We start from the raw sequence: 24664 nt of genomic DNA on the forward strand, positions 1-24664 counted from the left end.
CTTCCGTTCAGCGGGTATACTGTCCGACTCTTTATAAACCCACTTTCTCGCGTGCGAATCCAACATGCAAAAGTTTGATACCAAGACATTTCAGGGCCTGATCCTGACACTGCAAGATTATTGGGCGCAGCAGGGCTGCACCATTGTTCAACCGCTGGATATGGAAGTCGGTGCAGGCACCTCGCACCCGATGACCAGCCTGCGCGCACTCGGCCCTGAGCCTTTTGCGGCAGCCTATGTTCAGCCATCACGCCGTCCCACTGACGGCCGCTACGGCGAAAACCCGAACCGCCTTCAACACTATTATCAGTTCCAGGTGATGATCAAACCGTCACCGGAAAACATTCAGGAACTGTACCTCGGTTCCCTGAAAGAGCTGGGCCTTGACCCGCTTGTCCACGATATCCGCTTCGTTGAAGACAACTGGGAAAACCCGACGCTCGGCGCCTGGGGTCTTGGCTGGGAAGTGTGGCTGAACGGCATGGAAGTGACGCAGTTCACTTACTTCCAGCAGGTCGGCGGCCTGGAATGTAAACCGGTGACCGGCGAAATCACTTACGGTCTGGAGCGTCTGGCGATGTACATCCAGGGCGTGGACAGCGTTTACGATCTGGTCTGGAGTAACGGTCCGCTGGGCAAAACAACCTACGGCGACGTGTTCCACCAGAACGAAGTGGAGCAATCCACCTATAACTTTGAATACGCCGACGTCGATTTCCTGTTCACCTGTTTTGAACAGCACGAGAAAGAAGCGCAAACCCTGCTGGCGCTCGAAAAGCCGCTGGCACTGCCTGCTTACGAGCGCATTCTGAAAGCGGCCCATTGCTTCAACCTGCTCGACGCGCGTAAAGCGATTTCTGTGACTGAACGTCAGCGCTACATTCTGCGCATCCGTACCCTGACTAAAGCGGTAGCTGAGGCGTATTACGCTTCCCGCGAAGTGCTGGGCTTCCCGATGTGCAAAAAGAACGAGAAGTGAGAAACAGCCATGACTGAAAAAACTTTTCTGGTGGAAATCGGCACGGAAGAACTGCCACCGAAGGCCCTGCGTAGCCTTGCTGAATCTTTTGCCGCTAACCTGACTGCGGAGCTTGATGCGGCGAATCTGCCACACGGCGACGTTAAGTGGTTTGCTGCACCGCGCCGTCTGGCGCTGAAAGTCTCCGGTTTGCATGAATCACAGGCTGACCGCGAAGTTGAAAAACGTGGTCCCGCTGTGGCGCAGGCGTTTGACGCCGAAGGCAAACCAAGCAAAGCCGCTGAAGGCTGGGCTCGTGGTTGCGGCATCACCGTCGATCAGGCTGACCGTCTGGTCACCGACAAAGGCGAATGGCTGGTTTACCGTGCGCACGTCAAAGGCGAAAGCGCGCAACAACTGCTGCCGGCGATGATCGCGACCTCTCTGGCTAAACTGCCCATTCCTAAACTGATGCGCTGGGGCGATTCTGACGTACAGTTTGTGCGTCCGGTTCACACCGTGACCCTGCTGTTAGGCGACGAACTGATCCCGGCGAAAATCCTGGGTATCGATTCTGCGCGTACCCTTCGCGGTCACCGCTTCATGGGCGAGCCGGAATTCACGATTGATAATGCCGATCAGTACCCGCAAATTCTGCTGGAACGCGGCAAAGTCATTGCGGATTACGAGCAGCGTAAAGCCATCATTAAACAGGATGCTGAGAAAGCGGCGAAAGAGATTGGCGGTATCGCCGATCTGAGCGAAAGCCTGCTGGAAGAAGTGGCTTCTCTGGTGGAATGGCCGGTGGTGCTGACCGCGAAATTCGAAGAGAAATTCCTGGCAGTCCCGGCGGAAGCGCTGGTTTACACCATGAAAGGCGACCAGAAGTATTTCCCGGTGTACGACGCCGCGGGCAAACTTCTGCCGAACTTCATCTTTGTCGCCAACATCGAATCTAAAGATCCGCAGCAAATCATTTCCGGTAACGAGAAAGTGGTTCGCCCGCGTCTGGCCGATGCCGAATTCTTCTTCAATACTGACCGCAAAAAACGTCTGGAAGATAACCTGCCGCGTCTGGAAACCGTATTGTTCCAGAAACAGCTGGGTACGCTGCGTGATAAAACCGACCGCATTCAGGCGCTGTCTGGCTGGATCGCTGAGAAAATCGGTGCCAACGTTGAGAACGCTAAACGCGCCGGCCTGCTGTCAAAATGCGACCTGATGACCAACATGGTCTTCGAGTTCACCGACACCCAAGGCGTGATGGGCATGCACTATGCGCGTCACGACGGCGAGCAGGAAGAAGTCGCCGTTGCGCTGAACGAACAGTATCAGCCACGCTTTGCGGGCGACGAATTACCGGCATCGCTGGTGGCTTGTGCGCTGGCTATCGCTGACAAGATGGACACCCTGGCCGGAATTTTCGGCATCGGTCAGCATCCGAAAGGCGATAAAGACCCGTTCGCACTGCGCCGTGCTGCGCTGGGCGTGCTGCGTATCATCGTTGAGAAAAACCTGTCTCTTGATCTGCAAACCCTGACCGAAGAAGCGGTGCGCCTGTACGGCGACAAGCTGACTAACGCCAAGGTTGTCGATGAGGTGGTTGATTTCATGCTCGGTCGTTTCCGCGCGTGGTATCAGGAAGAAGGTCACGCGGTCGATACCATTCAGGCCGTGCTGGCACGTCGTCCAACCAAACCGGCCGATTTCGATGCGCGTGTGAAAGCGGTGAGCTACTTCCGTACGCTGGATGAAGCGGCAACGCTGGCGGCGGCTAACAAACGTGTGTCGAACATTCTGGCGAAATCCACCGACGTTCTGCTGGATCACGTTCACGCCTCCGTGCTGAAAGAACCTGCCGAGCTGAAACTGGCGACGCATCTGGTGGTTCTGCGCGACAAACTGGAACCGCTGTTTGCGGCCGGTGAGTACAAAGAAGCGCTGGTGGAACTGGCTGCGCTGCGCGAAACCGTCGATACGTTCTTTGACACCGTGATGGTGATGGATGAGAACGAGGCGGTGCGTATCAACCGCCTGACACTGCTGTCCAAGCTGCGTGAGCTGTTCCTGCAGGTCGCGGATATTTCGCTGCTTCAGTAAGTGAAGTTTTTGCTCCTCCCTCTGCGAAGGGGGAGGAGCAAGGCACCTTATCAGATGTCAATTTCTACGCTTTTTTAAAAAGCGTTATCCCCCCAATTGTTCTATCCTATATCCCGCATGGAATGCACAGCATCGGCAGGGAACTGGCCGGAAGAAGAACATTGAAATCAGGAGTCAGGACTCATGGCTGTAGGGATCAGAAGCGGTGTATTTTCTCGCTGGCTGGCGCCGTTTATCGCACTGCTGGTTGTTTTCCAGCTCACTGCCTGTGGCGATAAAGAACCGGAACAACGCAAAGCCTTTATCGATTATTTGCAAAATACCGTCATGCGCAGCGGGCAAAACCTGCCTTCGCTGAGTGAAGATCAGAAACAACGGTTTGGTAATTACGCGAATGACTACGGCATCATCCTGTCGTTCTCCCGCCAGATGAAAGGCGCTGTTGATGGCAGTCTGGTACCGGTGGTGAGCGCGATTGGCCAGGTGCGTACCCCGCAGGATTACATGACCCAGCGCAGCGCGTTACAACAGGCGGCCAGCACGCTGAGCATGCTGAATGCGCAGTTGCGTGATTCAAAAGTGAAAGCCGATACGGCGATGGCTGCCCTGAAACAACCGGATGACCTGAAAGCGGTTTATGGTCAGGTCTACAACACCGTGGTGACCCAGCCAGCTAACGTGCTGACTCCGCTGGTGCCGGCGCTGCAAAGCTTCACGCAGGATATCGTCTCCGTGGGTGATTTCCTGCAACAACAGGGCCCTCAGGTGGCATTCGCTAACGGCGGCGTGCAGTTCCCGACGCAGCAACAGGCGACGCAGTACAACACCATGATGTCGAATCTGGTCGGCAAACAGCAGACATTGCTTCAGGCGCAGAAAGTCGCCCAGGGCGATTTCAGCAACTAAGCCAGTTTACGATGTGATGAACAGAAGCCACGCCTCAACGCGTGGCTTTTTTATGAGCGAAAACCAAACGCAATAACGTCAATCAGACGGCGGTCACAAAAATGAATAATAATATAAAAACATTTTTTGTGGTCTTGTTCACAAACAGGCTATTGCATTTATTCTAATTAATTGAAATAACCCACCATCGGTGTGATGCATGTCGGGTTTTATTATTGCGAACGCCATTTTTATAATGCTGATCACAAATCCCCGCCGGTTTGATTAAATCCCTTTCAGAGAATATGCTCAGGAATATAAATTCTCATCGATAAAAATAAGGATAAATAATGTCATCATTAATGGATTTTTTCGACAGTGAAAGTATTGCCATATATCCATCAGCGGAAGACTGGTCGCAGGCAATAGATTTATCGATGAGAAACCTGCTGCAAAGAAAATACATTACTGCGGATTATATTCAGTCAATAAAAGATACCACAACGGAAATCGGGCCTTATTATTTGCTCGCGCCCGGCATTGCCATGCCACATGCCAGACCGGAATGCGGTGCGTTAAAGACGGCGCTCAGTTTTACGCTGTTGCGAGAAGGCGTCAGCTTTGAAGCTGAAAGCCCGCCCGTTAGGCTGCTTATCGGATTAGCGGCAAAAGATTCTGATTCACATATTGAGGCGATTCAGGCGTTAAGTGAAATGCTTTGCGAAGATGAGGTTATTGATGAATTACTCAATGCAAATAACCCAGAGGAATTAATTAACATCATTCAGCGTTATTAGTTTTATCCTAACACTCAACAGGATTTTAATATGGCTAATAAATCAATACGCGCCAGAGTGCAGGCTTTTGGCGGGTTTCTCACAGCGATGGTCATTCCCAATATAGGCGCGTTTATTGCCTGGGGTTTTATTACAGCATTGTTTATTCCCACCGGATGGACACCTAATTCGCATTTCGGGCAACTCGTTAGCCCTATGATCACCTATTTATTGCCTCTGATGATCGGGTCTACGGGTGGGCATCTTATTGGCGGAAAACGCGGTGCCGTGATGGGCGGTATCGGCACGATGGGCGTGATTGTCGGGGCGGATATTCCGATGTTTATCGGCGCGATGGTCATGGGGCCGCTGGGCGGTTATCTCATTAAAGTGGTCGATAAGGCGTTGGAGAAACGTATTCCGGCGGGCTTTGAGATGGTGATCAATAATTTCTCACTCGGCATTCTCGGCATGCTGCTTTGTTTGCTGGCGTATGAAGTAATCGGCCCGGCGGTAATGGAAGCCAATAATTTTGTGAAACAGGGCATTGAGGCGCTGGTGGCGACCGGTTACCTGCCGCTGCTGTCGGTGATTAATGAACCCGCCAAGGTGTTATTTCTGAATAACGCCATCGATCAGGGCGTTTACTATCCGCTGGGTATGCAGGACACCGCCGTCGCCGGAAAATCTATTTATTTCATGGTGGCCTCAAATCCCGGCCCCGGTCTGGGGATCCTCCTGGCATTTTCGCTGTTCGGCAAAGGGCTGAGTAAAAAATCTGCGCCCGGCGCGATGATCATTCATTTTCTCGGTGGTATTCACGAGCTGTATTTCCCGTATGTGCTGATGAAACCGCTGATGATTATCGCCATGATCGCGGGCGGCATGACCGGCATTTATGTTTTCGAACTCTTTGGCGCAGGGCTGGTTGCGGGGCCAAGTCCGGGTTCTATCTTTGCGTATCTGGCACTGACGCCACGCGGGGGCTTTATGGGAACCTGTGCGGGCGTGCTGGCCGGAACCGTGGTCTCTTTCGTCGTCGCCTCTGCCATTCTGAAACTGGACAAATCCCCTGCGGCGGACAGTTTTGCGGATTCTCAGGCCGCCAGCAAAAAGCGCAAAGCCGAAGGCAAAAGCGGGATGCAGCCTGTGGCGGCCAGTATCCGGTTAATCGCTTTTGTGTGTGATGCGGGAATGGGGTCGAGCGCGATGGGGGCGACGACTTTTCGCAAAAAGCTGCAAAAAGCCGGTTATGAAATCGAAGTGAAGCATTACTCCATCGAAAACATTCCGGCCGATGCCGACATCATTGTGACCCACGCCAGTCTTGAAGGCCGCGCTCAGCGTGTGACCGACCAGCCACTGATTCTGATTAAAAACTATCTCGGCGATCCGGCGCTCGATGCGTTGTTTGCCGATATCACTTCCCCGGTTCAGCAAGGAGCAACAGCATGAAAACCAAAGTCGCCGCCATTTACGGTAAAAAAGATGTGAGACTCCGTGAATTTGAACTGCCGGAAATCACCGATGACGAACTGCTGGTGAGCGTGGTGTCGGACAGCGTTTGCCTCTCGACTTACAAAGCCGCTTTGCTGGGCGGTGAACATAAACGTGTACCGGAAGATATCGCCGACCATCCGGCGGTAACGGGGCACGAATGCGCGGGCGTGATTGTGCAGGTGGGCAAAAATCTTACGAACCGGTTTGAAGCGGGAAAACGCTTCGTGCTGCAACCGGCGATGGGGCTGCCCAGCGGGTATTCCGCCGGTTACAGTTACGAAACCTTTGGCGGCAACGCGACGTACATGATCATCCCGAAACTGGCGATCGACCTGGGCTGTGTTCTGCCGTACGAAGGGCATTATTTCGCCGCCGCCTCGCTGGCTGAACCGATGTGCTGCATTATCGGCGCCTATCACGCCAGCTATCACACCACGCAATATGTGTATGAACATCAGATGGGCATCAAAGCGGGGGGAAATCTGGCGCTGCTGGCATGCGCGGGGCCGATGGGCATTGGTGCCATTGATTATGCGATCAACGGCGATGTGCGCCCGGCGCGGGTGGTGGTGGTGGATATCGACGAACAACGGCTGGCGCGCGCAGAGCAGCTTCTGCCGGTGGCGATGGCGGCAGAAAAAGGCATCGAGCTGGTGTATATCAACAGTAAAACGTTGTCTGATCCGGCTGCCACGTTGCGCGAAATGACGGGCGGCGCAGGTTTTGATGATGTCTTTGTTTTCGCTGCCGTGGCTGAAGTTATCGAACTGGGCGACGCGCTGCTGGGTGAGGACGGTTGCCTGAATTTCTTTGCCGGACCGACCGACAAAAACTTCAACGTTCCCTTCAATTTCTACAACGTTCACTACGGTTCTACGCACATTGTCGGCACATCCGGCGGTTCGACCGGCGATATGGAAGAGGCGCTGGCACTGACGGCGGCCGGACGTATTCAGCCTTCTTATATGATTACGCACATCGGCGGCCTGGACGCTGTACCGGAAACGGTGCTCAATCTGCCGCATATTCCCGGCGGTAAAAAGCTTATTTATAACGGCATTTCTCTGCCGCTGACCGCCATTGAAGATTTTGCAGAATTGGGCAAAACCGATCCGCTGTTTGCCCTGCTGGCGGAACGGGTAGCACCGACGCATGGCGTCTGGAATGAGCAGGCCGAGCAGGCGCTGCTGAACCATTTTGGTGTTTCCACCGGGCTGTAATATTATCGGTTCTCCTCATTACTGACGGTGTTTAAGGGAAGGATGACTGTATTAACTGAAGATCAGGTGCTGGAGAGGTTATCCGGCCAGACGAATCTCAATGATTTTCTGCATGCCGCGAATGCCATTTTACTCAGCGGTATAAAACAGTTCCTTCCCCACCTTTTTATCAATAATGACGAGGACATCCGCGAATTTGCCGTAAAGCCCTTACTCGCTAAATCAGGCCCGCTGGACAGTATTGATGTTTCCCTGAGGCTGATTTATGCCCTGGGGAAAATCAAAAAACCGGTGTATGCCGATATTTTGCTGTTTTCTCAGCTGGACGAGCACCTGAAAGCAGGGACAGAGATTGTGGAATTTCATGAAGAAACGGCTTATGAATTTCTCCAGAATTTGAGCTGCGTGACGGATAACACGCTGATGTTTCAGTCTGTCGAGAAAATGAAGTTTGCCAGTTTTGAAACCTTCAGTAAGGCGCGTTACGGCAATCTGATGAGGACGGCACTGTCTCTGGCAGTGACGGATTTACTCAAGGAACTGACTTATGAACGTGACGCTGACCATTAACGGACTGTCCACGCAGGCTTTTTTCCCCGACGAAGATATCGAACAACTACACCTCCCCCTTCTTCAACGTTTTTCTTCACAGCAGCGCCTGCTTAACCGCCCGCTGGTGGTGTTTCTGGTTGCGCCGCCCGGCACCGGCAAATCGACGCTTTCCGCATTCTGGCAAAAGCTTTCTCATGAAACGCCGGATTTAGTCCCTTTGCAGACCCTGCCGATGGACGGTTTCCATCATCGCAATGACTGGCTGGACGCACACAACTTGCGTCAGCGTAAAGGCGCACCACAGACGTTTGATGTGACCAAATTGCGGGACGCACTGATCGCTTTACGCGAGCCGGGAAGCCGCTGGCCGGAGTACAGCCGCACGCTGCATGAGCCGGTCGAAGGCGCGATCCATGTTACCGCGCCTGTTTTGGTCGTCGAGGGAAACTGGCTGCTGCTTGACGATGACGGCTGGCGGCAACTGACAGAAAATTGCGATCTGAGCGTCTTTATTCGTGCCAGTCCGGAAGTCCTGCGCGGTCGTCTCATTGAACGTAAAATCCGCGGTGGACTGACGCCTGCCCGGGCCGGTGATTTTTACGCTGCCACGGACGGACCCAATGTGGCGCGGGTTCTGAGGGATAGCCGTCAGGCAGATATCACGCTGCAAATGTCGGGCGATGGCGCGTTTCATTTTGAGTGATAGTGACGGCGGGATTTATAAAAAATGACAATTTTTAGCCTGCAAAGCCGAGAAAATTCCTCTACTTTTGAAGGCAACTGTCCGGTTTTCCCCGTATTTCACTTTAAGGATTTTTGATGAAACGTCAGACGATGACTCTGTTGGCTTCTCTGGTGCTGGCTCCGACGCTGGCTTTTGCTGCTGACAGCGCAACGGCAGATTTCACCCCGGCGCAACAGGAAGCCATTGGTAAAATTGCAGCAGATTACATGCTTCAGCATCCTGAAATTCTGGTGCAGGTCAGCCAGAAGTTGCAGGCACAGCAGGCGGATCAGCAGCAACAGGAAACCCTGAGTGCCGTTCTGGCAAATTCAAAAGCCCTGACTGAAGACCCTGCCACGCCGAGTTATGGCCCGAAAGATGCCAAAGTGGCCTTCGTAGAATTCTTCGATTACCAGTGCCTGTATTGCAGCCACATGGCACCGGTAGTCGAGCAAACGGTGAAAGCCAATCCGAACGTGCGTTTCGTCTTCAAAGAATGGCCAATCTTCGGTGACCGCTGGAAAGCGTCCATTACTGCGGCGGAAACCGGTATGGCTATCTGGAAAGAGAAGGGCGCGCAGGCGTACTTCGACTACCACAACAGCATTTATCGCACCGGCCATGACGAAGGTAAACTGACCGATGCCGATATCGCCGGTGCGGTGAAAGCGGCCAAAGCCACCCAGCCTACTGATGCGCAGCGTAAAGCCACGCATGAGGCGATAGCCTCCAATGACGAACTGGCCCGTACGCTGGGCTTCAGCGGTACACCCGGCTTTGTCGTGATGCCAACCAGCGGCGCAACGGCGGCGAACACCACCGTGCTTCCGGGTGCGGTTTCAGCCGAAGAATTGCAGGCTGCCATTGTTAAGGCGCAAGGCGGGAAGTAATTTTTTCGCTGCGAAAAACTCATTAAATAACGGCGGGCTGGCAGACAGCTCGCTTTTTTTTTCAGCACCCCATCCTGTAATTTTATTTCAAACTCTCCCCCGTAAACTCAATTCCGCATCCACCTGACACGTCTGAACGGTTTTTAAGCGAAATAAGCAAGGTTATCGAAAAATACTTTGTGATGAATATCACGTTTTTATGATAAAGACTCGTTAATAAAAAGTGACTTTCATCACGTTTTTATACGTATCAAGCTCAAATTATCGTCTGTGTAGCCGGATTACAGGGGTGTTTTGTGATCGCGATCACCAAAATGCAGGGGGTAGTGGTCGTATACGTGTGATCTCTGTCACGGGCTGTGGGGTGGCTACGCGAGGCCTATAATCACGTGGTAGAGTCCGCCTCGCAGACAGCAATTCGACGGACGGATTTTTAAAGCAGTGGCAGAAAAACCGAAATAACCGTCACCGATAATTAACTGATATCACGCGCTCTATTGTCAGCGCGTATCAATAGGGGTGCGTTTTATGTTTTCACCAGACGTTAAGATCAAGGTTCAAAACTTTGGTCGCTTCCTGAGTAACATGGTAATGCCCAACATCGGCGCGTTTATCGCGTGGGGTATCATTACTGCTCTGTTCATTCCTACCGGCTGGATCCCTAATGAAACATTAGCGAAGCTGGTGGGCCCGATGATCACTTATCTCCTCCCGTTGCTCATCGGTTTCACCGGTGGTCGTCTGGTCGGTGGTGATCGCGGTGGTGTGGTCGGCGCAATCACCGTTATGGGTGTTATCGTCGGTGCGGATATGCCAATGTTCCTCGGCGCAATGATTGCAGGTCCGCTGGGTGGCTGGGCAATCAAGCGTTTCGACCGCTGGGTTGACGGTAAAATCAAAAGCGGCTTCGAGATGTTGGTTAACAACTTCTCCGCCGGGATTATCGGTATGCTGCTGGCGATCCTCGCCTTCCTGGCTATCGGTCCGCTGGTAGAAGCGCTGTCTAAAGTGCTGGCCGCAGGCGTGCATATCATGGTTATTCATAACCTGCTGCCGCTGGCTTCTATCTTTGTTGAACCGGCGAAAATCCTGTTCCTCAACAACGCCATCAACCACGGTATCTTCTCTCCTCTGGGTATCCAGCAGGCGACTGAAACCGGTAAATCAATCTTCTTCCTGATCGAAGCGAACCCGGGTCCGGGTATGGGCGTCCTGATGGCGTACATGTTCTTCGGTCGTGGCAGCGCTAAGCAATCTGCCGGCGGCGCGGCAATCATCCACTTCCTGGGGGGTATCCACGAAATTTACTTCCCGTACGTTCTGATGAACCCGCGTCTGTTACTGGCGGTTATTCTGGGCGGTATGACTGGCGTGTTCACCCTGACTATGCTGAACGGCGGTCTGGTGTCTCCGGCTTCTCCGGGTTCAATCCTGGCCGTGCTGGCGATGACGCCAAAAGGTGCGTACTTCGCTAACATCGCTGCTATCGTGGCTGCGTTTGCGGTGTCCTTCGTGATTTCTTCCTTCTTGCTCAAAACCACCAAGGCGAAAGAAGGTGATGATCTGGAAGACGCAACCCGTCGCGTTCAGGACATGAAAGCCGAATCTAAAGGCGGTAAAGCAGGCGCGACTGGCGTTGCTGGCGACCTGTCTACCGTACGCAAAATCATCGTTGCCTGTGATGCCGGTATGGGTTCCAGCGCAATGGGTGCCGGTGTTCTGCGCAAAAAAGTGCAGGATGCAGGGCTGACCAACATCAGCGTAACCAACAGCGCGATCAACAATCTGCCTGACGATGTGGACCTGGTGATTACGCACCGTGACCTGACTGAACGTGCGATGCGCCAGGTGCCACATGCACAGCACATCTCGCTGACTAACTTCCTCGACAGCGGCCTGTACACTGACCTGACTTCCCGTCTGGTGGAAGTGAACAAAAGCAGCCAGTACAAAGAGAAAGTGACCACCACGTTGGGCGACAGCATCGTGTCCGACAGTGAAAACGAAAACCTGTTCCGCATCAGCGAAAGCAACATCTTCCTGGGCCTGCACGCAGCAACGAAAGAAGACGCCATTCGTTTTGCAGGTGAACAACTGGTTAAAGGCGGTTACGTTCAGGCAGAATATGTCGATGCGATGCTGGCGCGTGAAAAACTGACGTCCACGTATCTGGGCGAGTCAATCGCGGTGCCACACGGTACAATCGAAGCGAAAGATCGCGTACTGAAAACCGGTATCGTGTTCTGTCAGTATCCGGCGGGCATCCGCTGGGGTGAAGACGAAGATGATTCAGCGCGTCTGGTGGTGGGTATCGCCGCACGCAACAACGAACACATCAACGTGATCACCAAGCTGACGACTGCGCTTGACGAAGACGGTGTTATCGAACGTCTGGCGAACACCACCAGCGTTGAAGAAGTTCTGACGATTCTTCGCGGTTAATCAGTAGAGCGTTACTAAGCGGGTCTTGATATTGAGACCCGCTTGTTGATTCGGAGCCGGGCGGCTCCCAGCTTTACCTAAAGCTTTTTACCAGAAAGTATGGCCCCCGATTTGAAGGAAATATTATGAAAGCATTACATTTTGGCGCAGGTAACATTGGTCGCGGTTTTATCGGTAAATTACTTGCTGATGCCGGGGCTGAACTGACATTTGCCGATGTCAGCCCTGCTTTACTGGATGCACTGAACAGCCGCAAAGGCTACAACGTGCACGTTGTCGGTGAACAGGCCACCGTTGAGCCTGTCAGCAATGTGAATGCCGTGAACAGCGCCGGTCAGGATGCCATCAACCTGATTGCCGAAGTCGATTTAGTGACCACCGCCGTTGGCCCGACCGTGCTCGAAAAAATCGCACCGAACGTGGCGAAAGGTCTGGTGCTGCGTCATCAGCAGGGCAACGAAAAGCCACTGAATATTATCGCCTGTGAAAACATGGTGCGGGGCACCAGCCAGTTCAAACAGCATGTATTCAACGCGCTGCCGGAAGATGAAAAAGCCTGGGTTGAAGCGCATATCGGCTTTGTCGATTCCGCTGTAGACCGCATCGTTCCGCCAGCGGCTGCGGGTACTACCGATCCACTGGAAGTCACCGTTGAAACTTTCAGCGAGTGGATTGTGGACAAAACCCAGTTCAAAGGGGAGTTGCCGCAAATCGCCGGTATGGAGCTGACGGATAATCTGATGGCCTTCGTCGAGCGTAAACTGTTCACCCTGAACACCGGTCATGCGATCACTGCGTATCTCGGTCAGCAGGCAGGCCACGCGACGATTCGTGATGCGATCCTCGATGAGAAAGTGCGTCTGGTGGTTCGTGGTGCGATGGAAGAAAGTGGTGAAGTCCTGATCCGCCGTTACGGCTTTGATCCGGAAAAACATTCTGCGTACATCGAAAAAATTCTGTCTCGTTTTGAAAATCCGTACCTGCATGACGATGTTGAACGCGTTGGCCGTCAGCCACTGCGTAAACTGAGCGCAGGCGACCGGCTGATTAAACCGTTGCTGGGCACGCAGGAATACCGCCTGCCGAACGACAATCTTGTCAGAGGGATTGCGGCCGCGATGCATTATCGCAGCGAGCAAGACCCGCAAGCTAAAGAACTGGTAGAGTTGCTGGAGAAAGTAGGGCCAAAAGCCGCCCTCGCCCAGATTTCAGGTCTGCCGGAAGATGGCGAAGTTGTGGCGAAAGCCGTCGCTCTCTACGAATCGATGCACTAATACTGCGTTTATTTTGATTTCGCCAACACCAGGCAAAGAAAGCCCTGTCGGGCAGGATGTTTCTGCCCGACATGCGCGCATCATGGATGACGCCAGGGGCGCTGTCAGCATCGGCACTTTACTGCAAGTAAGCCCTATGGAAAAAGCTCAGGCGTTTGAAAACCGGGTTCTTGAAAAGCTCAATGCGGGTAAAACCGTGCGCAGCTTTTTGATGACCGCCGTGGAATTGCTGGCCGAAGCGCTGGATATTCTGGTGGTGCAGGTTTTCCGCAAAGACGATTACGCGGTGAAATATGCCGTCGAACCGTTACTGACCGGTACCGGCCCGCTCGGTGATTTATCTGTGCGTCTCAAACTGATTTACGCGCTGGGAGTGATCAGCCGTCATGAATATGAAGACGCCGAATTACTGATGGCGCTGCGGGAAGAACTGAATTACGACGGCGAAGAGTATCGTTTTACCGACGATGAAATTCTTGGCCCGTTTGGTGAATTACATTGCGTTACGGAGCTTCCGCCTGCACCAACCTTCCTCAAACCCGGTGAAGCCGACGAATCGCTGATCGCCATGCAACGTCAGCGCTACCAGCAAATCGTCCGCTCCACGATGGTTCTTTCCGTGACCGGGCTGATCGCCCATATCAGCAATCAGCAGCCCTCAAGACTTTCTCCGGTGCAAAAATAACGTTACGCCAGTACGTGGCGCACTTCGCCGACCAGCAGCCACAGCGCGGTTAACGCCATCATGCCGCCCATAATCGTATTGAACAGTTTCAGCTTCCATTCCACGCGTAAAGCCTGACGTAATCTGTCACCCATCACCACCCAGACCAGTATGCACGGCAGGTTGATCAGCGCGAATCCGACGCAAATCAGCAGCGTGTGATGCAGCATATTGCCGTCCGGTGGCGTAAACAGGATCGCGACGTTAGTCGCCATCAGCCAGGCTTTCGGGTTAACGGCCTGAAACAGTGCACCGCTGAACAGATTCATCGGCTGCTGTTTTTCGCCTTCTTTTGGCGTGCCGGAACGGTAGATTTTCCACGACAGCCAGAAAAGATAGGTACAGCCGATCACCGCCATCGGCAGGCGCACCACATTCATCCAGCTGAGTAAAATCGCCAGCATCGAGGTCATCAGCGCGCACTGCACCACGCAGCCGAGCGTGATCCCCAGCATCATCGGCACGCTGCGTCGCAGCCCGAAATTGACGCCGGAAGCAGCGAGCAACAGATTGTTCGGACCGGGCGTAATCGACATCACGGTGACATAACTGACAAAAGCGGTATCTATCATTTTCGTTTTCCTGCATCCCCTGTTTTCCAGAGAACCAGAATAATCAGAGTCAGTCGAAGGTAACAGAACCAAAAATACGCTATTGTCATGGTTACAGATTGCGTAACAAAAAACTGTACCCATCACTTTTCACGGAACTGACACCATGACTGACACTGCGGATCTCACTGACACCCGATATAACCAGCTGGCGGAACAACTGGCGGATGCCATCCGGCGGGGCACGCTCGCGCCCGGCAGCCGTTTGCCCTCGGTACGGCGCAGCGCACAAACCTGGTCAGTCAGTATTAATACCGTGGTGGCAGCGTACCGGCGGCTGGAAGATCGCGGTTTTATTGAGGCGCGTCCGCAGTCCGGTTTTTATGTGCGTGCCGCATTGCCCGCGCTGGAACATCAGCCGCCGCAGGAACAACCTCAGACGCCAGCCGCCGAACCGGCAGACGAAGTACTGGATCTGATCGACACCGTTTTTGCCTCGCAAACCGACCCGGCGTATACCAATCTTTCGCTGGCGTGTCCGCAGTCCAATGACTTTTATCCGAGCGGAAAACTCGGGCGCATTATGTCGTCCCTGTTGCGCCGTCAGCCAGACTTGATCGGGAAATATGCTTTGCCGCCGGGGCATCCGGCGCTGCGACAGCAAATCGCCCGCCGTGCGCTGGCGCTGGGCATGATTTTAGAACCGACCGACATTACGATTACGCACGGTTGTATGGAAGCGTTACAGCTGGCGCTGCGCGTGACCACCAAACCGGGTGACAGCGTCGGGCTGGAAACGCCGACCTATTTTTATCTGCTGCCAATGCTGGCGAGCCTCGGGCTGAAAGCGGTGGAAATCCCGACCGATCCGCAAACCGGTTTATCGCTGGATGTGCTGGAAATGCTGCTCAGCGAGAAGCGCCTGAATGCGGTGATCGCCATGCCAACGGCGCAAAATCCGCTGGGCTTCACCATGCCGCTGGCAGCCAAAAAACGGCTGGCGCGGTTGATGAACGTTCATCAGGTCCCGCTGATTGAAGATGGCCTTTATGCGGAAATCCAGTTCGGTACGACGTTGTCTCCGGCGGTGAAATCGTTTGATACCGATGGCTGGATCCTGTTCTGCACCAGTTTCACTAAAACGCTGGCACCCGATTTTCGTATCGGCTGGGTAGAAGGCGGGCGCTTTGCTGACAAGCTACATAAACTCAAAGCGGTCTCGTCGATGGCAGAATCCGCATTGCTTTCACAAACGCTGACGGTGTTTCTGGAATCGGGTGGCTATGACCATCATCTGCGGGCTTTGCGTAAGCGTTACGCGTCGCAGGTCGAGCAGGCACGTGCGCTGATCGCCCGCCATTTCCCGCAGGGAACGCGCGCCACGCAACCTGCGGGAGGCTTTGTGATTTGGGTCGATTTTCCGCCGGGCGTGGATTGTGTCACGCTGTTTAAGCAGTTGCTGAAAGATAAAATTTGTATGACGCCGGGACAGTTATATTCGCCGAGTGGCCGCTACAGTAACGGCCTGCGTTTATCGTGCTGCTATGTTTTTGATACCCGCTATATATCGGCGATGATCCGCATCGGCGAGCGGGCGTGCGAGATGTGTGGCTTGCCGCCCGGGCTGGCAGAAACGCAGGAGCAAGCTGAAGAATCGCGCACTTCCTGATACACTGATGTTTATTATTCCCAATTTACAGTTATGCCCGCTGCGGCATGAACGGATCTGAAACCATGAAAGAAGTCGAAAAAGCCGAGATCAAGCGTCTCAGCGACATGCTGGATGCACTGAATCACAAAGATGCGACCGTTATTCAGGCAGGTAACGCTGAACTGATCGACAAGCACGAAGAAGAGAAAGAAAAGCTGGCTGCCGAGATCGCGCGTCTCAAAGAAGTGCGTGTGAAAAAGCTCAGCACCGAAGCGCAAAAACTGGAAAAGCTGTTCAGCCGTGAAATCACCAAGAAAGAACAGGCTGATATGGGCACGCTGAAGAAAACCGTGCGCGGTATCGTGGTGGTTCACCCGATGACCGCACTGGGCCGCGAAATGGGCCTGAAAGTCGTCACCGGTTTCGCGAAAAAAGAATTCTGATGAAATACTCCCGGGGGTGAAGTTTTGCCCTGCTCCTCCCCCTGCAAAGGGGGAGGGCGTTAACATTACTTCCCAAACAATCTCCGCCCAAAATCTTCGATCTTGCGATTCACCAACCGCATTTGCATGGTTTTAGTCCAGCTCGCCGAAATCCCCGCCGCAGACATCAGACGCCGGTACTGCTCCTCATCGAACGGCATGTTAAAGGCTATCGAAATCGCTTCAGCCACGGAGACTTCGCTGTTACGCGTCAGCAACTCCAGCGGGCGATCGCCGCTGACATTTCCGGTGCCGACAACGCGATAAAGCCAGCCGCAGCGGCCGCTTTGTTGCAACAACGGCGACAGGTTTTTGCATCCCAGAAAATGATTGAGCTTATAACAGGGCGCGCGCGGCTGTGTGACCTGAATCAGCGCTTCGCCCCAGCGGAAAATATCGCCGATAAACACGTTATCCTCCGTCATGCCGAGCGTTGAGAGATTTTCGCCGAAGGCGGGAGGATGGAAACGTTCTTCTTCTTCAGGAAACTGCTGACGCAGCCAGGCGTAGTGTTCGCGAGGGAAATGGCACAGTGCGCGGTCTGCGCCGCCGTGATAACTCTTTTCTGCCTGCTGATCGCCTTCGAGCCCGGCAGACGTCAGAACGACCGCACCGTCGATCTGTCGTTTGGCAATCGCGCTGGGCGAATAATCCGGGTAGCTTTCGATATTGCCGATATAAACGTCGGGATAATGCATATGGTCTCCGCGAGGAATCAGTCGTTAACCTCAGCATAACCTGCATTACTGGTTCGGAGTATCAGGAATCGCCCTGCGCTAAAATTACGCAGGGCGATAGGGGAAAATCAGAAGGTTTCCCAATTATCCTGACTGGTTTTGCCCTGTACAGCCGGCAGAACCGGGCGGCGCAGCGCGCCGGAGTCTGGCGCTTTCAGCATATTGCCGTTATCGGCCAGACGGAATACCGACACCGCCTGCGTCAGCGTTGCGGCCTGATCTTCCAGAGAATCCGCCGCCGCCGAAGACTGTTCAACCAGCGCGGCGTTCTGCTGGGTGGTGCTGTCCATCTCCACAATCGCCTGCGAAATCTGGCTGATCCCGCGGCTTTGTTCGTCAGAAGCCGACGCAATTTCGCCCATAATATCGCGGACGTGCGAGACGGATTTCACAATGTCCTGCATCGTGCGCCCGGTATTTTCCACCAGCTTCGCGCCGGTATTCACCCGTTCAACGGATTCGGCAATCAGTCCTTCTATCTCTTTTGCTGCCTGCGCACTGCGCTGTGCCAGCGTGCGAACTTCAGACGCCACCACCGAGAATCCCCGGCCCTGTTCACCAGCGCGCGCGGCTTCTACGGCGGCGTTCAGCGCCAGAATATTGGTCTGGAACGCAATGCCGTTGATGACAGAGGTGATTTCAGCGATGCGTTTTGAACTGCCGGAAATCTGCTGCATGGTATCGACCACTTCGCCGACCTGTTTGCCGCCCAAGGTGGCGGTGCCCGATGCTTCGCTCGCCAGTTTGCTGGCGTGATGGGCGTTATCGGCGTTCTGTTTCACCGTGGCGCTCAGTTCTTCCATGCTGGCGGCCGTTTCTTCAACCGCGGCGGCCTGCTGTTCGGTGCGTGAAGACAAATCGGTATTTCCGGCGGCGATTTCCGCTGCTGCGTGGGAAACCTGCGAGACGCCTGAGCGGATTTCATAAATCATCGTGCTGAGATTCTGGCTCATCCCGGCAACGGCATTCATCAGCATGCCCAGTTCGTCACGGCGCGTGGTGGTTCGGGCAGCGGTCAGATCACCCTGTGCAATGGCTTCGGCGGTTTTCAGCGTATCGCGGATCGGTTGCGCAATCTGACGGGTAATTCGCCACGCAATCAGGATACCGGCGAGCATTACAATCAGCGTAATCACCATCATGATCATCTGCGCATTGCTGATATCGTTGTGGGTATTATCGAGTTCGTTTTTGAAGATTTTCGCCACCAGCGCGTTCATCTCCGCGGCTTTCACAGACAGAAGTTGCGAGTTTTTCTGTTCATCTTCATAGGCTGGCATATACGCCACAACGTGGCTTTTGTACGTCGCCAGCGCGGTCATCAGCGGAGCCAGTGTCGCCTGCTGATTGGGGAGCAGCAGTGCGTTGAGTTTTTTGGCGTTGGCCTGCGTATCGTCGATGGCCTGCAACAATGTGGCCTCAGACTCCTTGTTGATGCTGAGCAACAGGCCGCGCACGTAATAACGTACGCTAATCAGTTTCTGAATCACTTCCGCAAGGGAAAGACGAATCGACGGATCGGCATCTTCGACGCGCAGTTGCTCTTGCAGGCGCTTCACAACGGCTTCTGTTTCGGAAAGGTTCCAGCTGGCACGCACGGCATCTTTTCTGTCGACAGCCTGTTTGAAGGCGTCCTGCGCTACCTGATATTCACGGATTTTTACCGGTACCAGATTGAGATCGGCCTGGCTGGTCGCATCCCATTCCAGTTTGCCTTTCGACTGCGCAATCAGCTGCGACAGTGCATTAATTTTGTCCTGATTTTGCTTGAGATAGGCAGGGTCGTAGTTGAGCTGATACAACGTGCGGCTGAGGCGGGCATCATTAAGTAACGCATTCATCTGATTACTAAAATCAACTTTCTCAGCGCGCTGGCTGATGTCATTAAACTTAATCATTCCGGCTGCGGTGATCACCGCGGCGATCAAAAGAACCAACCCGAAGCCGAGCCCCAGTTTGGTGCCGACTTTGAGATTATTCATCCACTGCGAAAGACCCGTGCCGTTGCCCATTGCTGTTCTCCGTCAAGCATTCCATGCAATAAAATTTGCGATTTTGTGACGCCTTTGTGAACAATCTATCGTCAGTACTTAAGAGAAACTTTATAGGTGTCGGGGGGTATTTTTGAATAATGAGAGGGCGGTCTAAAAATGGCGGAAGAGGTGAGGATAATTCACTGTAACACAGTGATCAGGCTTAGGTTTTTTTTGCATAAAGTCAGGGCATATAAGTCGGGGGTATTGAAACGAAGGCATAAAAAAAGGCAGGTCACCGACCTGCCTCTTGCGAAAACATCGTGCCCGTTCAGGGCGGTAAAGCGAAATTATTTCGCTTCAGCCAGACGTTTTGCTGCTTCGTCCCAGTTTACAACAGCCCAGAAGGCTTTGATGTAATCAGGGCGTTTGTTCTGATATTTCAGGTAGTAAGCGTGTTCCCAAACGTCCAGACCCAGCAGCGGGTAACCGGAAACGCCTGAAACAGCTTCGCCCATCAGCGGGCTGTCCTGGTTAGCAGTAGAAACAACAGCCAGTTTGCCGTCTTTCAGAACCAGCCATGCCCAACCGGAACCGAAGCGGGTTGCTGCTGCTTTCTCAAAAGCTTCTTTGAAAGCATCAACGCTGCCGAAATCGCGTTCGATCGCAGATTTCAGTTCGCCCTGTAAGGTAGTGCCAGTTTTCAGGCCTTTCCAGAACAGGCTGTGGTTAGTGTGGCCACCTGCGTTGTTACGCAGTGCAACTTTCTTGTCCGCAGGCACTTTGTCCAGGTTAGCAATCAGCTCTTCAACAGACAGCGCAGCCAGTTCTGGCAGGCTTTCCAGCGCGGCGTTAGCGTTATTAACGTAAGCCTGGTGGTGTTTAGAGTGATGGATTTCCATCGTTTCTTTGTCGAAATGCGGTTCGAGTGCGTCGTATGCGTAAGGCAGTGATGGCAGTGAATAACTCATGTTCATCGTCTCCATAGTGTAGGGCGGCACCGTCTTTGTGAGCACCGCGTAATCAGTCGGATCATTATAGTTAATTAAATGATATTGAAAATGATTATCTAAGCCCGACGCTTCGTGAGGTTACGCGTAAGCCCCTGTTATTGAGGGCTTAGAACCAGATAACCGCAAACAATCCTAAATTGTCTAAAGGCACGTGATGCTTAGAGGGTTACCGCAACCGCTGAGGATGCGTATACACCGTTGCCCGTCCTGGTTTGCTGAAACCGACCAGCGTCAGGTTGCATTTTTCGGCAACGTCTACCGCCAGCGTCGTGGCGGCGGAGACGGCAAACAGAATTTCGACGCCACACATCGCGGCTTTCTGCACCATTTCATAGCTTGCGCGGCTAGACACCAGCGCAGCGCCGGTGTACCAGTCGTTTTGTCTGGCGCGCAGGCCGAGCATTTTATCCAGTGCCACGTGACGTCCCACGTCTTCGCAGCCACCCGACAGTGTGCCATCCGGTGTGATCCACGCGGCGGCGTGTGTGCAGCCGGTCAGCTGACCGATGGTCTGAACGGATTTCAGCTGGTGCAGCGCGGCGTCCAGATTCGCCAGATCGAAGGTTTGCGTAAACGGCAGCGGCGCAAGCGGGCGAAACAGATCGCCCAGCTGTTCGATACCGCAAACGCCGCAACCGGTGCGGCCCGCCATCGCGCGGCGGCGTTCTTTAAGCCCGGCAAAGCGGCGGCTCGATAACTCGATGTTAACTTCAATACCGTTACAGTTTGGTGTCACGTCCAGCCCGTAAATATCCGCCGATGATTCAATAATGCCTTCCGACAGCGAAAATCCCAGCGCAAAGGCTTCGAGATCCTTCGGCGACGCCATCATCACCACGTGCGATATCCCGTTATAGACCAGCGCGACGGGCACTTCTTCAGCAATCCAGTCCTCTTCAGGCGCGTCCAGACGGGCGCGCTGCATCACCGTTTTTTGGCGCACTCCGATGATCTGAGTCACTTTTTTGTCATCTTTTTCGCCCAGTTCGTTTACTTGATGGACATCCATTGGCAATAACCTTATAAACAATCCGGCTACATAAGCCGTACAAAAAATATGGGTAATGAGTCTTAATTTTACCGCTTCCGCGTCTGACGGGGAAAGCGCCAATTTGAAATGCAATGTGTTAACAAATGATGGGAAGGAGTCTTTCATGCAGGTCAGCAGAAGACAATTATTCAAGATATGTGCGGGCGGTATGGCCGGCACCACGGCAGCATTGTTAGGGTTCGCCCCGACGCTGGCGCTGGCGGAAACCCGCCAGTATAAGCTGCTTCGTTCGCGTGAAACCCGCAATAACTGCACGTACTGTTCAGTCGGTTGCGGCATGCTGATTTACAGCCAGGGCGATGGCGCGAAAAACGTCACTGAAAATATCTTCCACGTAGAGGGTGACGCCGATCATCCGGTCAGTCGTGGCTCATTGTGCCCGAAAGGGGCAGGTGTGCTGGATTATATTCACAGCGAAGGCCGTCTGAGATACCCGGAATACCGTGCGCCGGGCTCAGATAAATGGCAGCGTATCACCTGGGACGAGGCGATTTCCCGTATTGCCCGCCTGATGAAAGATGACCGCGACGCCAACTTTATCGAGAAAAACGAAAATAACGTCACCGTTAACCGCTGGCTGACCACCGGAATGCTCTGTTCGTCTGCGGCCAGTAACGAAACCGGCCTGCTGGATCAGAAATTCACCCGCGCAATGGGTATGGTCGCCATCGACTGTCAGGCCCGTCTTTGTCATGGTCCGACCGTGGCGGCATTAGCGCCTAGCTTTGGTCGCGGTGCGATGACCAACAACTGGGTGGATATCAAAAACGCCAACGTCATTTTGATTATGGGCGGTAATGCGGCGGAAGCCCATCCGGTCGGATTCAAATGGGTGATTGAAGCCAAAACTAAAAATAACGCCAAAGTCATTGTTGTCGATCCGCGCTTTAACCGCAGTGCCGCCGTCGCCGATATTTACGCGCCAATCCGCGCCGGTTCCGACACCGCCTTCCTGCTCGGCATGATCAACTACCTGATTACGCATAATAAAATCCAGACGGAATACGTCAGGGAATACACCAACGCCAGTCTGCTGGTGCGTGAAGATTATGAATTTAATGACGGATTGTTCAGCGGCTTTGATGCGACCAAAAAATCCTACAACAAAGACAGCTGGCATTATCAGCTCGATGAAAACGGTATCGCAAAACAGGACAAAACGTTACAAGACCCGCACTGTGTCTGGAATCTGCTGAAAGAGCACGTTTCCCGTTATACGCCGGAAATGGTCGAACGCCTGTGCGGAACGTCGAAAGAAGATTTCCTGCTGATAAGCTCGATTCTGGCGGAAACCTGCGCGCGCGATAAAACTTCCACCATCCTGTATGCACTGGGCTGGACGCACCACACCGGCGGCGCGCAAATCATCCGCTGTGCGGCGATGATTCAGTTGCTGCTCGGCAATATCGGCATGCCTGGCGGCGGCGTCAATGCGCTGCGCGGCCACTCGAATATTCAGGGTTATACCGATCTTGGTTTGCTGTCGCTCAATCTGCCGGGTTACATGCCGCTGCCGTCTGAGAAACAAACCAATATCACCGATTACCTGAAGCAAATTACGCCGGGAACGCTGGTCGAAAATCAGGTTAACTTCTGGAAAAACACGCCGAACTTCTTCGTCAGCATGATGAAAAGTTTCTGGGGCGAACACGCCACGGCGGACAACGACTGGGGTTATGACTGGTTGCCGAAATGGGACAAAAGCTACGACGTGCTGCAACAGGCCGAGCTGATGACCCAGGGCAAACTCAACGGGTATATCGTGCAGGGCTTCAACCCGCTGGCGGCTTTCCCGGACAAAAACAAATCCTCGCGTGCGCTTTCAAAACTGAAATACATGGTGGTGATCGACCCGCTGGTGACTGAGTCTTCGAACTTCTGGCAGAACCATGGCGCGATGAACGACGTGCAAACCGCCGACATTCAGACCGAAGTGTTCCGCCTGCCGTCTTCCTGTTTTGCGGAAGAAAATGGCTCAATCGTGAACTCCGGCCGCTGGCTGCAATGGCACTTCCAGGCGTCTGAGCCACCGGGTGAAGCGCTGCACGACGGCAAAATCATCGCGCGTCTGTTCATGAAACTGCGAGAACTGTACCAGAAAGAAGGCGGGGCGAATCCGCTGCCGGTAATGAACATGGCGTGGGATTATCAGGATCCACTTGACCCGCTGCCGGAAGAAATTGCCCGCGAAGCCAACGGCAAAGCGCTGGCGGATATCCGCGACGATCAGGGCAATATTCTGGCGAAAAAAGGGCAGCAGATTTCCACCTTTGCGCACCTGAAAAATGACGGTTCGACCGCCAGTTTCTGCTGGATTTACGCCGGCAGCTGGACCGAAGCCGGTAACCAGATGGCGCGCCGCGATAACGCCGATCCGTCCGGTCTGGGCTGTACGTCCGGCTGGGCATGGAGCTGGCCGTTGAACCGTCGAATTCTGTATAACCGCGCCTCCGTTGATCCGCAGGGCCAGCCGTGGGATCCAAAACGTGAAATCATCCGCTGGGATGGCGCGAAATGGACCGGTTTCGACGTTGCCGATTACAGCACCGCCGCGCCGGGCACCGGCGTCGGGCCGTTCATCATGCAACAGGAAGGCGTCGGGCGTTTGTTTGCGACCGACAAAATGGCCGATGGCCCGTTCCCGGAGCATTACGAACCGATCGAATCGCCGATTGGCACCAACCCGTTGCATCCGGACGTGATCTCCAATCCGGTCGCCCGCATTTTTGCCAGCGATTTACCGAATATGGGCACCGCGAAAGACTTCCCTTACGTCGCGACCACCTATTCGATCACCGAACTTTTCCGCCACTGGACCAAGCACGCCTTGCTGAACGCCATCGCGCAGCCTGAGCAGTTTATCGAGATCGGCGAAAGTCTGGCCGCCTCGAAAAATATCGCTCAGGGCGATGAGATTAAAGTCTCCTCGAAGCGCGGTTTTATCGTGGCGAAAGCCGTGGTGACCAAACGCATCCGCCCGCTGACCATCGACGGCAAACATGTCGATACCATCGGCATCCCGTGTCACTGGGGTTTTGAAGGTGCGACGCGTAAAGGTTATCTGGCCAATACGCTGACGCCGTCAGTCGGCGACGCTAACTCGCAAACGCCGGAGTTCAAGGCGTTCCTGGTTAACGTGGAAAAGGTTTAACGGAGGCGAA

At 53.8% G+C, this 24664-nt stretch carries 20 protein-coding genes; 15 read left to right on the forward strand and 5 right to left on the reverse strand.

The features are described from left to right. The first annotated feature begins 64 nt into the window (after nucleotides 1-64). The 12 genes from glyQ to J1782_RS12805 all read left to right on the forward strand — a co-directional run bounded on the left by glyQ (nucleotide 65) and on the right by J1782_RS12805 (nucleotide 14006). Complete coding sequence (glyQ, locus tag J1782_RS12750) at nucleotides 65-979, forward strand: glycine--tRNA ligase subunit alpha (RefSeq protein ID WP_152323717.1); 915 nt, start codon at nucleotides 65-67, stop codon at nucleotides 977-979. A 9-nt stretch (nucleotides 980-988) separates the two neighbouring features. Continuing rightward, a complete protein-coding gene (gene glyS / locus J1782_RS12755) occupies nucleotides 989-3058 on the forward strand; it encodes a glycine--tRNA ligase subunit beta (RefSeq protein ID WP_165060699.1) in 2070 nt (689 codons plus the stop codon). Between the two features lie 183 nt (nucleotides 3059-3241). After that, a complete protein-coding gene (locus tag J1782_RS12760) occupies nucleotides 3242-3964 on the forward strand; it encodes a DUF3053 domain-containing protein (RefSeq protein WP_152323715.1) in 723 nt (240 codons plus the stop codon). A 329-nt stretch (nucleotides 3965-4293) separates the two neighbouring features. After that, on the forward strand, nucleotides 4294-4740 hold the full coding sequence (gene cmtB, locus J1782_RS12765) for a PTS mannitol transporter subunit IIA (RefSeq protein ID WP_152323714.1): 447 nt from the start codon (nucleotides 4294-4296) through the stop codon (nucleotides 4738-4740). Nucleotides 4741-4770: 30 nt separating this feature from the next. Continuing rightward, nucleotides 4771-6174, forward strand: coding sequence for a PTS mannitol transporter subunit IICB (locus J1782_RS12770; protein WP_217153275.1), 1404 nt, complete (start codon nucleotides 4771-4773; stop codon nucleotides 6172-6174). Then, the gene (locus J1782_RS12775; protein ID WP_217153276.1) at nucleotides 6171-7439 is read left to right on the forward strand and encodes a zinc-binding dehydrogenase; all 1269 of its coding nucleotides are present in this window, start codon (nucleotides 6171-6173) and stop codon (nucleotides 7437-7439) included. Before J1782_RS12770 ends, J1782_RS12775 begins: the two co-directional genes overlap by 4 nt. A gap of 42 nt (nucleotides 7440-7481) precedes the next feature. Further along, a complete protein-coding gene (locus tag J1782_RS12780; RefSeq protein WP_152323711.1) occupies nucleotides 7482-8009 on the forward strand; it encodes an MltR family transcriptional regulator in 528 nt (175 codons plus the stop codon). After that, nucleotides 7987-8694, forward strand: a complete 708-nt coding sequence (locus J1782_RS12785) for a nucleoside/nucleotide kinase family protein (protein ID WP_217153277.1) — start codon at nucleotides 7987-7989, stop codon at nucleotides 8692-8694. The genes J1782_RS12780 and J1782_RS12785 overlap by 23 nt, the downstream gene beginning before the upstream one ends. A gap of 116 nt (nucleotides 8695-8810) precedes the next feature. After that, nucleotides 8811-9605, forward strand: a complete 795-nt coding sequence (locus J1782_RS12790; RefSeq protein WP_165060708.1) for a DsbA family protein — start codon at nucleotides 8811-8813, stop codon at nucleotides 9603-9605. A gap of 528 nt (nucleotides 9606-10133) precedes the next feature. Continuing rightward, a complete protein-coding gene (locus J1782_RS12795) occupies nucleotides 10134-12047 on the forward strand; it encodes a PTS mannitol transporter subunit IICBA (protein ID WP_152323708.1) in 1914 nt (637 codons plus the stop codon). A gap of 125 nt (nucleotides 12048-12172) precedes the next feature. Then, complete coding sequence (locus J1782_RS12800) at nucleotides 12173-13321, forward strand: mannitol-1-phosphate 5-dehydrogenase (RefSeq protein WP_217153278.1); 1149 nt, start codon at nucleotides 12173-12175, stop codon at nucleotides 13319-13321. Between the two features lie 136 nt (nucleotides 13322-13457). Beyond that, nucleotides 13458-14006: an MltR family transcriptional regulator gene (locus J1782_RS12805; protein WP_014411435.1), complete on the forward strand. Its 549-nt coding sequence runs from the start codon at nucleotides 13458-13460 to the stop codon at nucleotides 14004-14006. Between the two features lie 2 nt (nucleotides 14007-14008). Here the strand turns inward: J1782_RS12805 and J1782_RS12810 are convergent, their stop codons facing one another. Then, complete coding sequence (locus J1782_RS12810) at nucleotides 14009-14617, reverse strand: LysE family translocator (RefSeq protein WP_152323706.1); 609 nt, start codon at nucleotides 14615-14617, stop codon at nucleotides 14009-14011. Nucleotides 14618-14762: 145 nt separating this feature from the next. On the opposite strand from J1782_RS12810, the gene J1782_RS12815 reads away from it, so the two are divergent. Continuing rightward, nucleotides 14763-16265 carry a PLP-dependent aminotransferase family protein gene (locus J1782_RS12815; protein ID WP_208951434.1) on the forward strand — a complete coding sequence of 501 codons (1503 nt, stop codon included), beginning with the start codon at nucleotides 14763-14765 and terminating at the stop codon, nucleotides 16263-16265. A gap of 65 nt (nucleotides 16266-16330) precedes the next feature. Then, entirely contained in the window at nucleotides 16331-16690 is a 360-nt protein-coding gene (locus J1782_RS12820; RefSeq protein WP_208951435.1) for a YibL family ribosome-associated protein, read from the forward strand. 65 nt (nucleotides 16691-16755) lie between these two features. Here J1782_RS12820 and yiiM read toward each other — a convergent pair whose 3' ends face one another. From yiiM to fdhD, 4 genes are all read right to left on the reverse strand, one after another. Next, complete coding sequence (gene yiiM, locus J1782_RS12825; protein WP_152323703.1) at nucleotides 16756-17427, reverse strand: 6-hydroxyaminopurine reductase; 672 nt, start codon at nucleotides 17425-17427, stop codon at nucleotides 16756-16758. Nucleotides 17428-17534: 107 nt separating this feature from the next. After that, nucleotides 17535-19478, reverse strand: a complete 1944-nt coding sequence (locus J1782_RS12830) for a methyl-accepting chemotaxis protein (RefSeq protein ID WP_217153279.1) — start codon at nucleotides 19476-19478, stop codon at nucleotides 17535-17537. Nucleotides 19479-19789: 311 nt separating this feature from the next. After that, entirely contained in the window at nucleotides 19790-20410 is a 621-nt protein-coding gene (sodA, locus tag J1782_RS12835; RefSeq protein WP_217153280.1) for a superoxide dismutase [Mn], read from the reverse strand. Between the two features lie 208 nt (nucleotides 20411-20618). Further along, nucleotides 20619-21461: a formate dehydrogenase accessory sulfurtransferase FdhD gene (gene fdhD / locus J1782_RS12840; protein ID WP_217153281.1), complete on the reverse strand. Its 843-nt coding sequence runs from the start codon at nucleotides 21459-21461 to the stop codon at nucleotides 20619-20621. 145 nt (nucleotides 21462-21606) lie between these two features. Here fdhD and fdnG point away from each other — a divergent pair, with 145 nt between their 5' ends. Then, the gene (gene fdnG, locus J1782_RS12845; RefSeq protein WP_217153282.1) at nucleotides 21607-24654 is read left to right on the forward strand and encodes a formate dehydrogenase-N subunit alpha; all 3048 of its coding nucleotides are present in this window, start codon (nucleotides 21607-21609) and stop codon (nucleotides 24652-24654) included. The last annotated feature ends 10 nt before the right edge of the window (nucleotides 24655-24664 follow it).

It is taken from the genome of Rahnella sp. BCC 1045 (assembly GCF_019049615.1).
Classification (GTDB): Bacteria; Pseudomonadota; Gammaproteobacteria; order Enterobacterales; family Enterobacteriaceae; genus Rahnella; species Rahnella contaminans.

Excerpts from the sequence above, each read along its gene's own strand:
- glyQ (WP_152323717.1), top strand. The coding sequence starts at position 65 with ATGCAAAAGTTTGATACCAAGACATTTCAGGGCCTGATCCTGACACTG.
- glyS (WP_165060699.1), top strand. The coding sequence starts at position 989 with ATGACTGAAAAAACTTTTCTGGTGGAAATCGGCACGGAAGAACTGCCA.
- J1782_RS12760 (WP_152323715.1), top strand. The coding sequence starts at position 3,242 with ATGGCTGTAGGGATCAGAAGCGGTGTATTTTCTCGCTGGCTGGCGCCG.
- cmtB (WP_152323714.1), top strand. The coding sequence starts at position 4,294 with ATGTCATCATTAATGGATTTTTTCGACAGTGAAAGTATTGCCATATAT.
- J1782_RS12770 (WP_217153275.1), top strand. The coding sequence starts at position 4,771 with ATGGCTAATAAATCAATACGCGCCAGAGTGCAGGCTTTTGGCGGGTTT.
- J1782_RS12775 (WP_217153276.1), top strand. The coding sequence starts at position 6,171 with ATGAAAACCAAAGTCGCCGCCATTTACGGTAAAAAAGATGTGAGACTC.
- J1782_RS12780 (WP_152323711.1), top strand. The coding sequence starts at position 7,482 with ATGACTGTATTAACTGAAGATCAGGTGCTGGAGAGGTTATCCGGCCAG.
- J1782_RS12785 (WP_217153277.1), top strand. The coding sequence starts at position 7,987 with ATGAACGTGACGCTGACCATTAACGGACTGTCCACGCAGGCTTTTTTC.
- J1782_RS12790 (WP_165060708.1), top strand. The coding sequence starts at position 8,811 with ATGAAACGTCAGACGATGACTCTGTTGGCTTCTCTGGTGCTGGCTCCG.
- J1782_RS12795 (WP_152323708.1), top strand. The coding sequence starts at position 10,134 with ATGTTTTCACCAGACGTTAAGATCAAGGTTCAAAACTTTGGTCGCTTC.
- J1782_RS12800 (WP_217153278.1), top strand. The coding sequence starts at position 12,173 with ATGAAAGCATTACATTTTGGCGCAGGTAACATTGGTCGCGGTTTTATC.
- J1782_RS12805 (WP_014411435.1), top strand. The coding sequence starts at position 13,458 with ATGGAAAAAGCTCAGGCGTTTGAAAACCGGGTTCTTGAAAAGCTCAAT.
- J1782_RS12810 (WP_152323706.1), bottom strand. The coding sequence starts at position 14,617 with ATGATAGATACCGCTTTTGTCAGTTATGTCACCGTGATGTCGATTACG.
- J1782_RS12815 (WP_208951434.1), top strand. The coding sequence starts at position 14,763 with ATGACTGACACTGCGGATCTCACTGACACCCGATATAACCAGCTGGCG.
- J1782_RS12820 (WP_208951435.1), top strand. The coding sequence starts at position 16,331 with ATGAAAGAAGTCGAAAAAGCCGAGATCAAGCGTCTCAGCGACATGCTG.
- yiiM (WP_152323703.1), bottom strand. The coding sequence starts at position 17,427 with ATGCATTATCCCGACGTTTATATCGGCAATATCGAAAGCTACCCGGAT.
- J1782_RS12830 (WP_217153279.1), bottom strand. The coding sequence starts at position 19,478 with ATGGGCAACGGCACGGGTCTTTCGCAGTGGATGAATAATCTCAAAGTC.
- sodA (WP_217153280.1), bottom strand. The coding sequence starts at position 20,410 with ATGAGTTATTCACTGCCATCACTGCCTTACGCATACGACGCACTCGAA.
- fdhD (WP_217153281.1), bottom strand. The coding sequence starts at position 21,461 with ATGGATGTCCATCAAGTAAACGAACTGGGCGAAAAAGATGACAAAAAA.
- fdnG (WP_217153282.1), top strand. The coding sequence starts at position 21,607 with ATGCAGGTCAGCAGAAGACAATTATTCAAGATATGTGCGGGCGGTATG.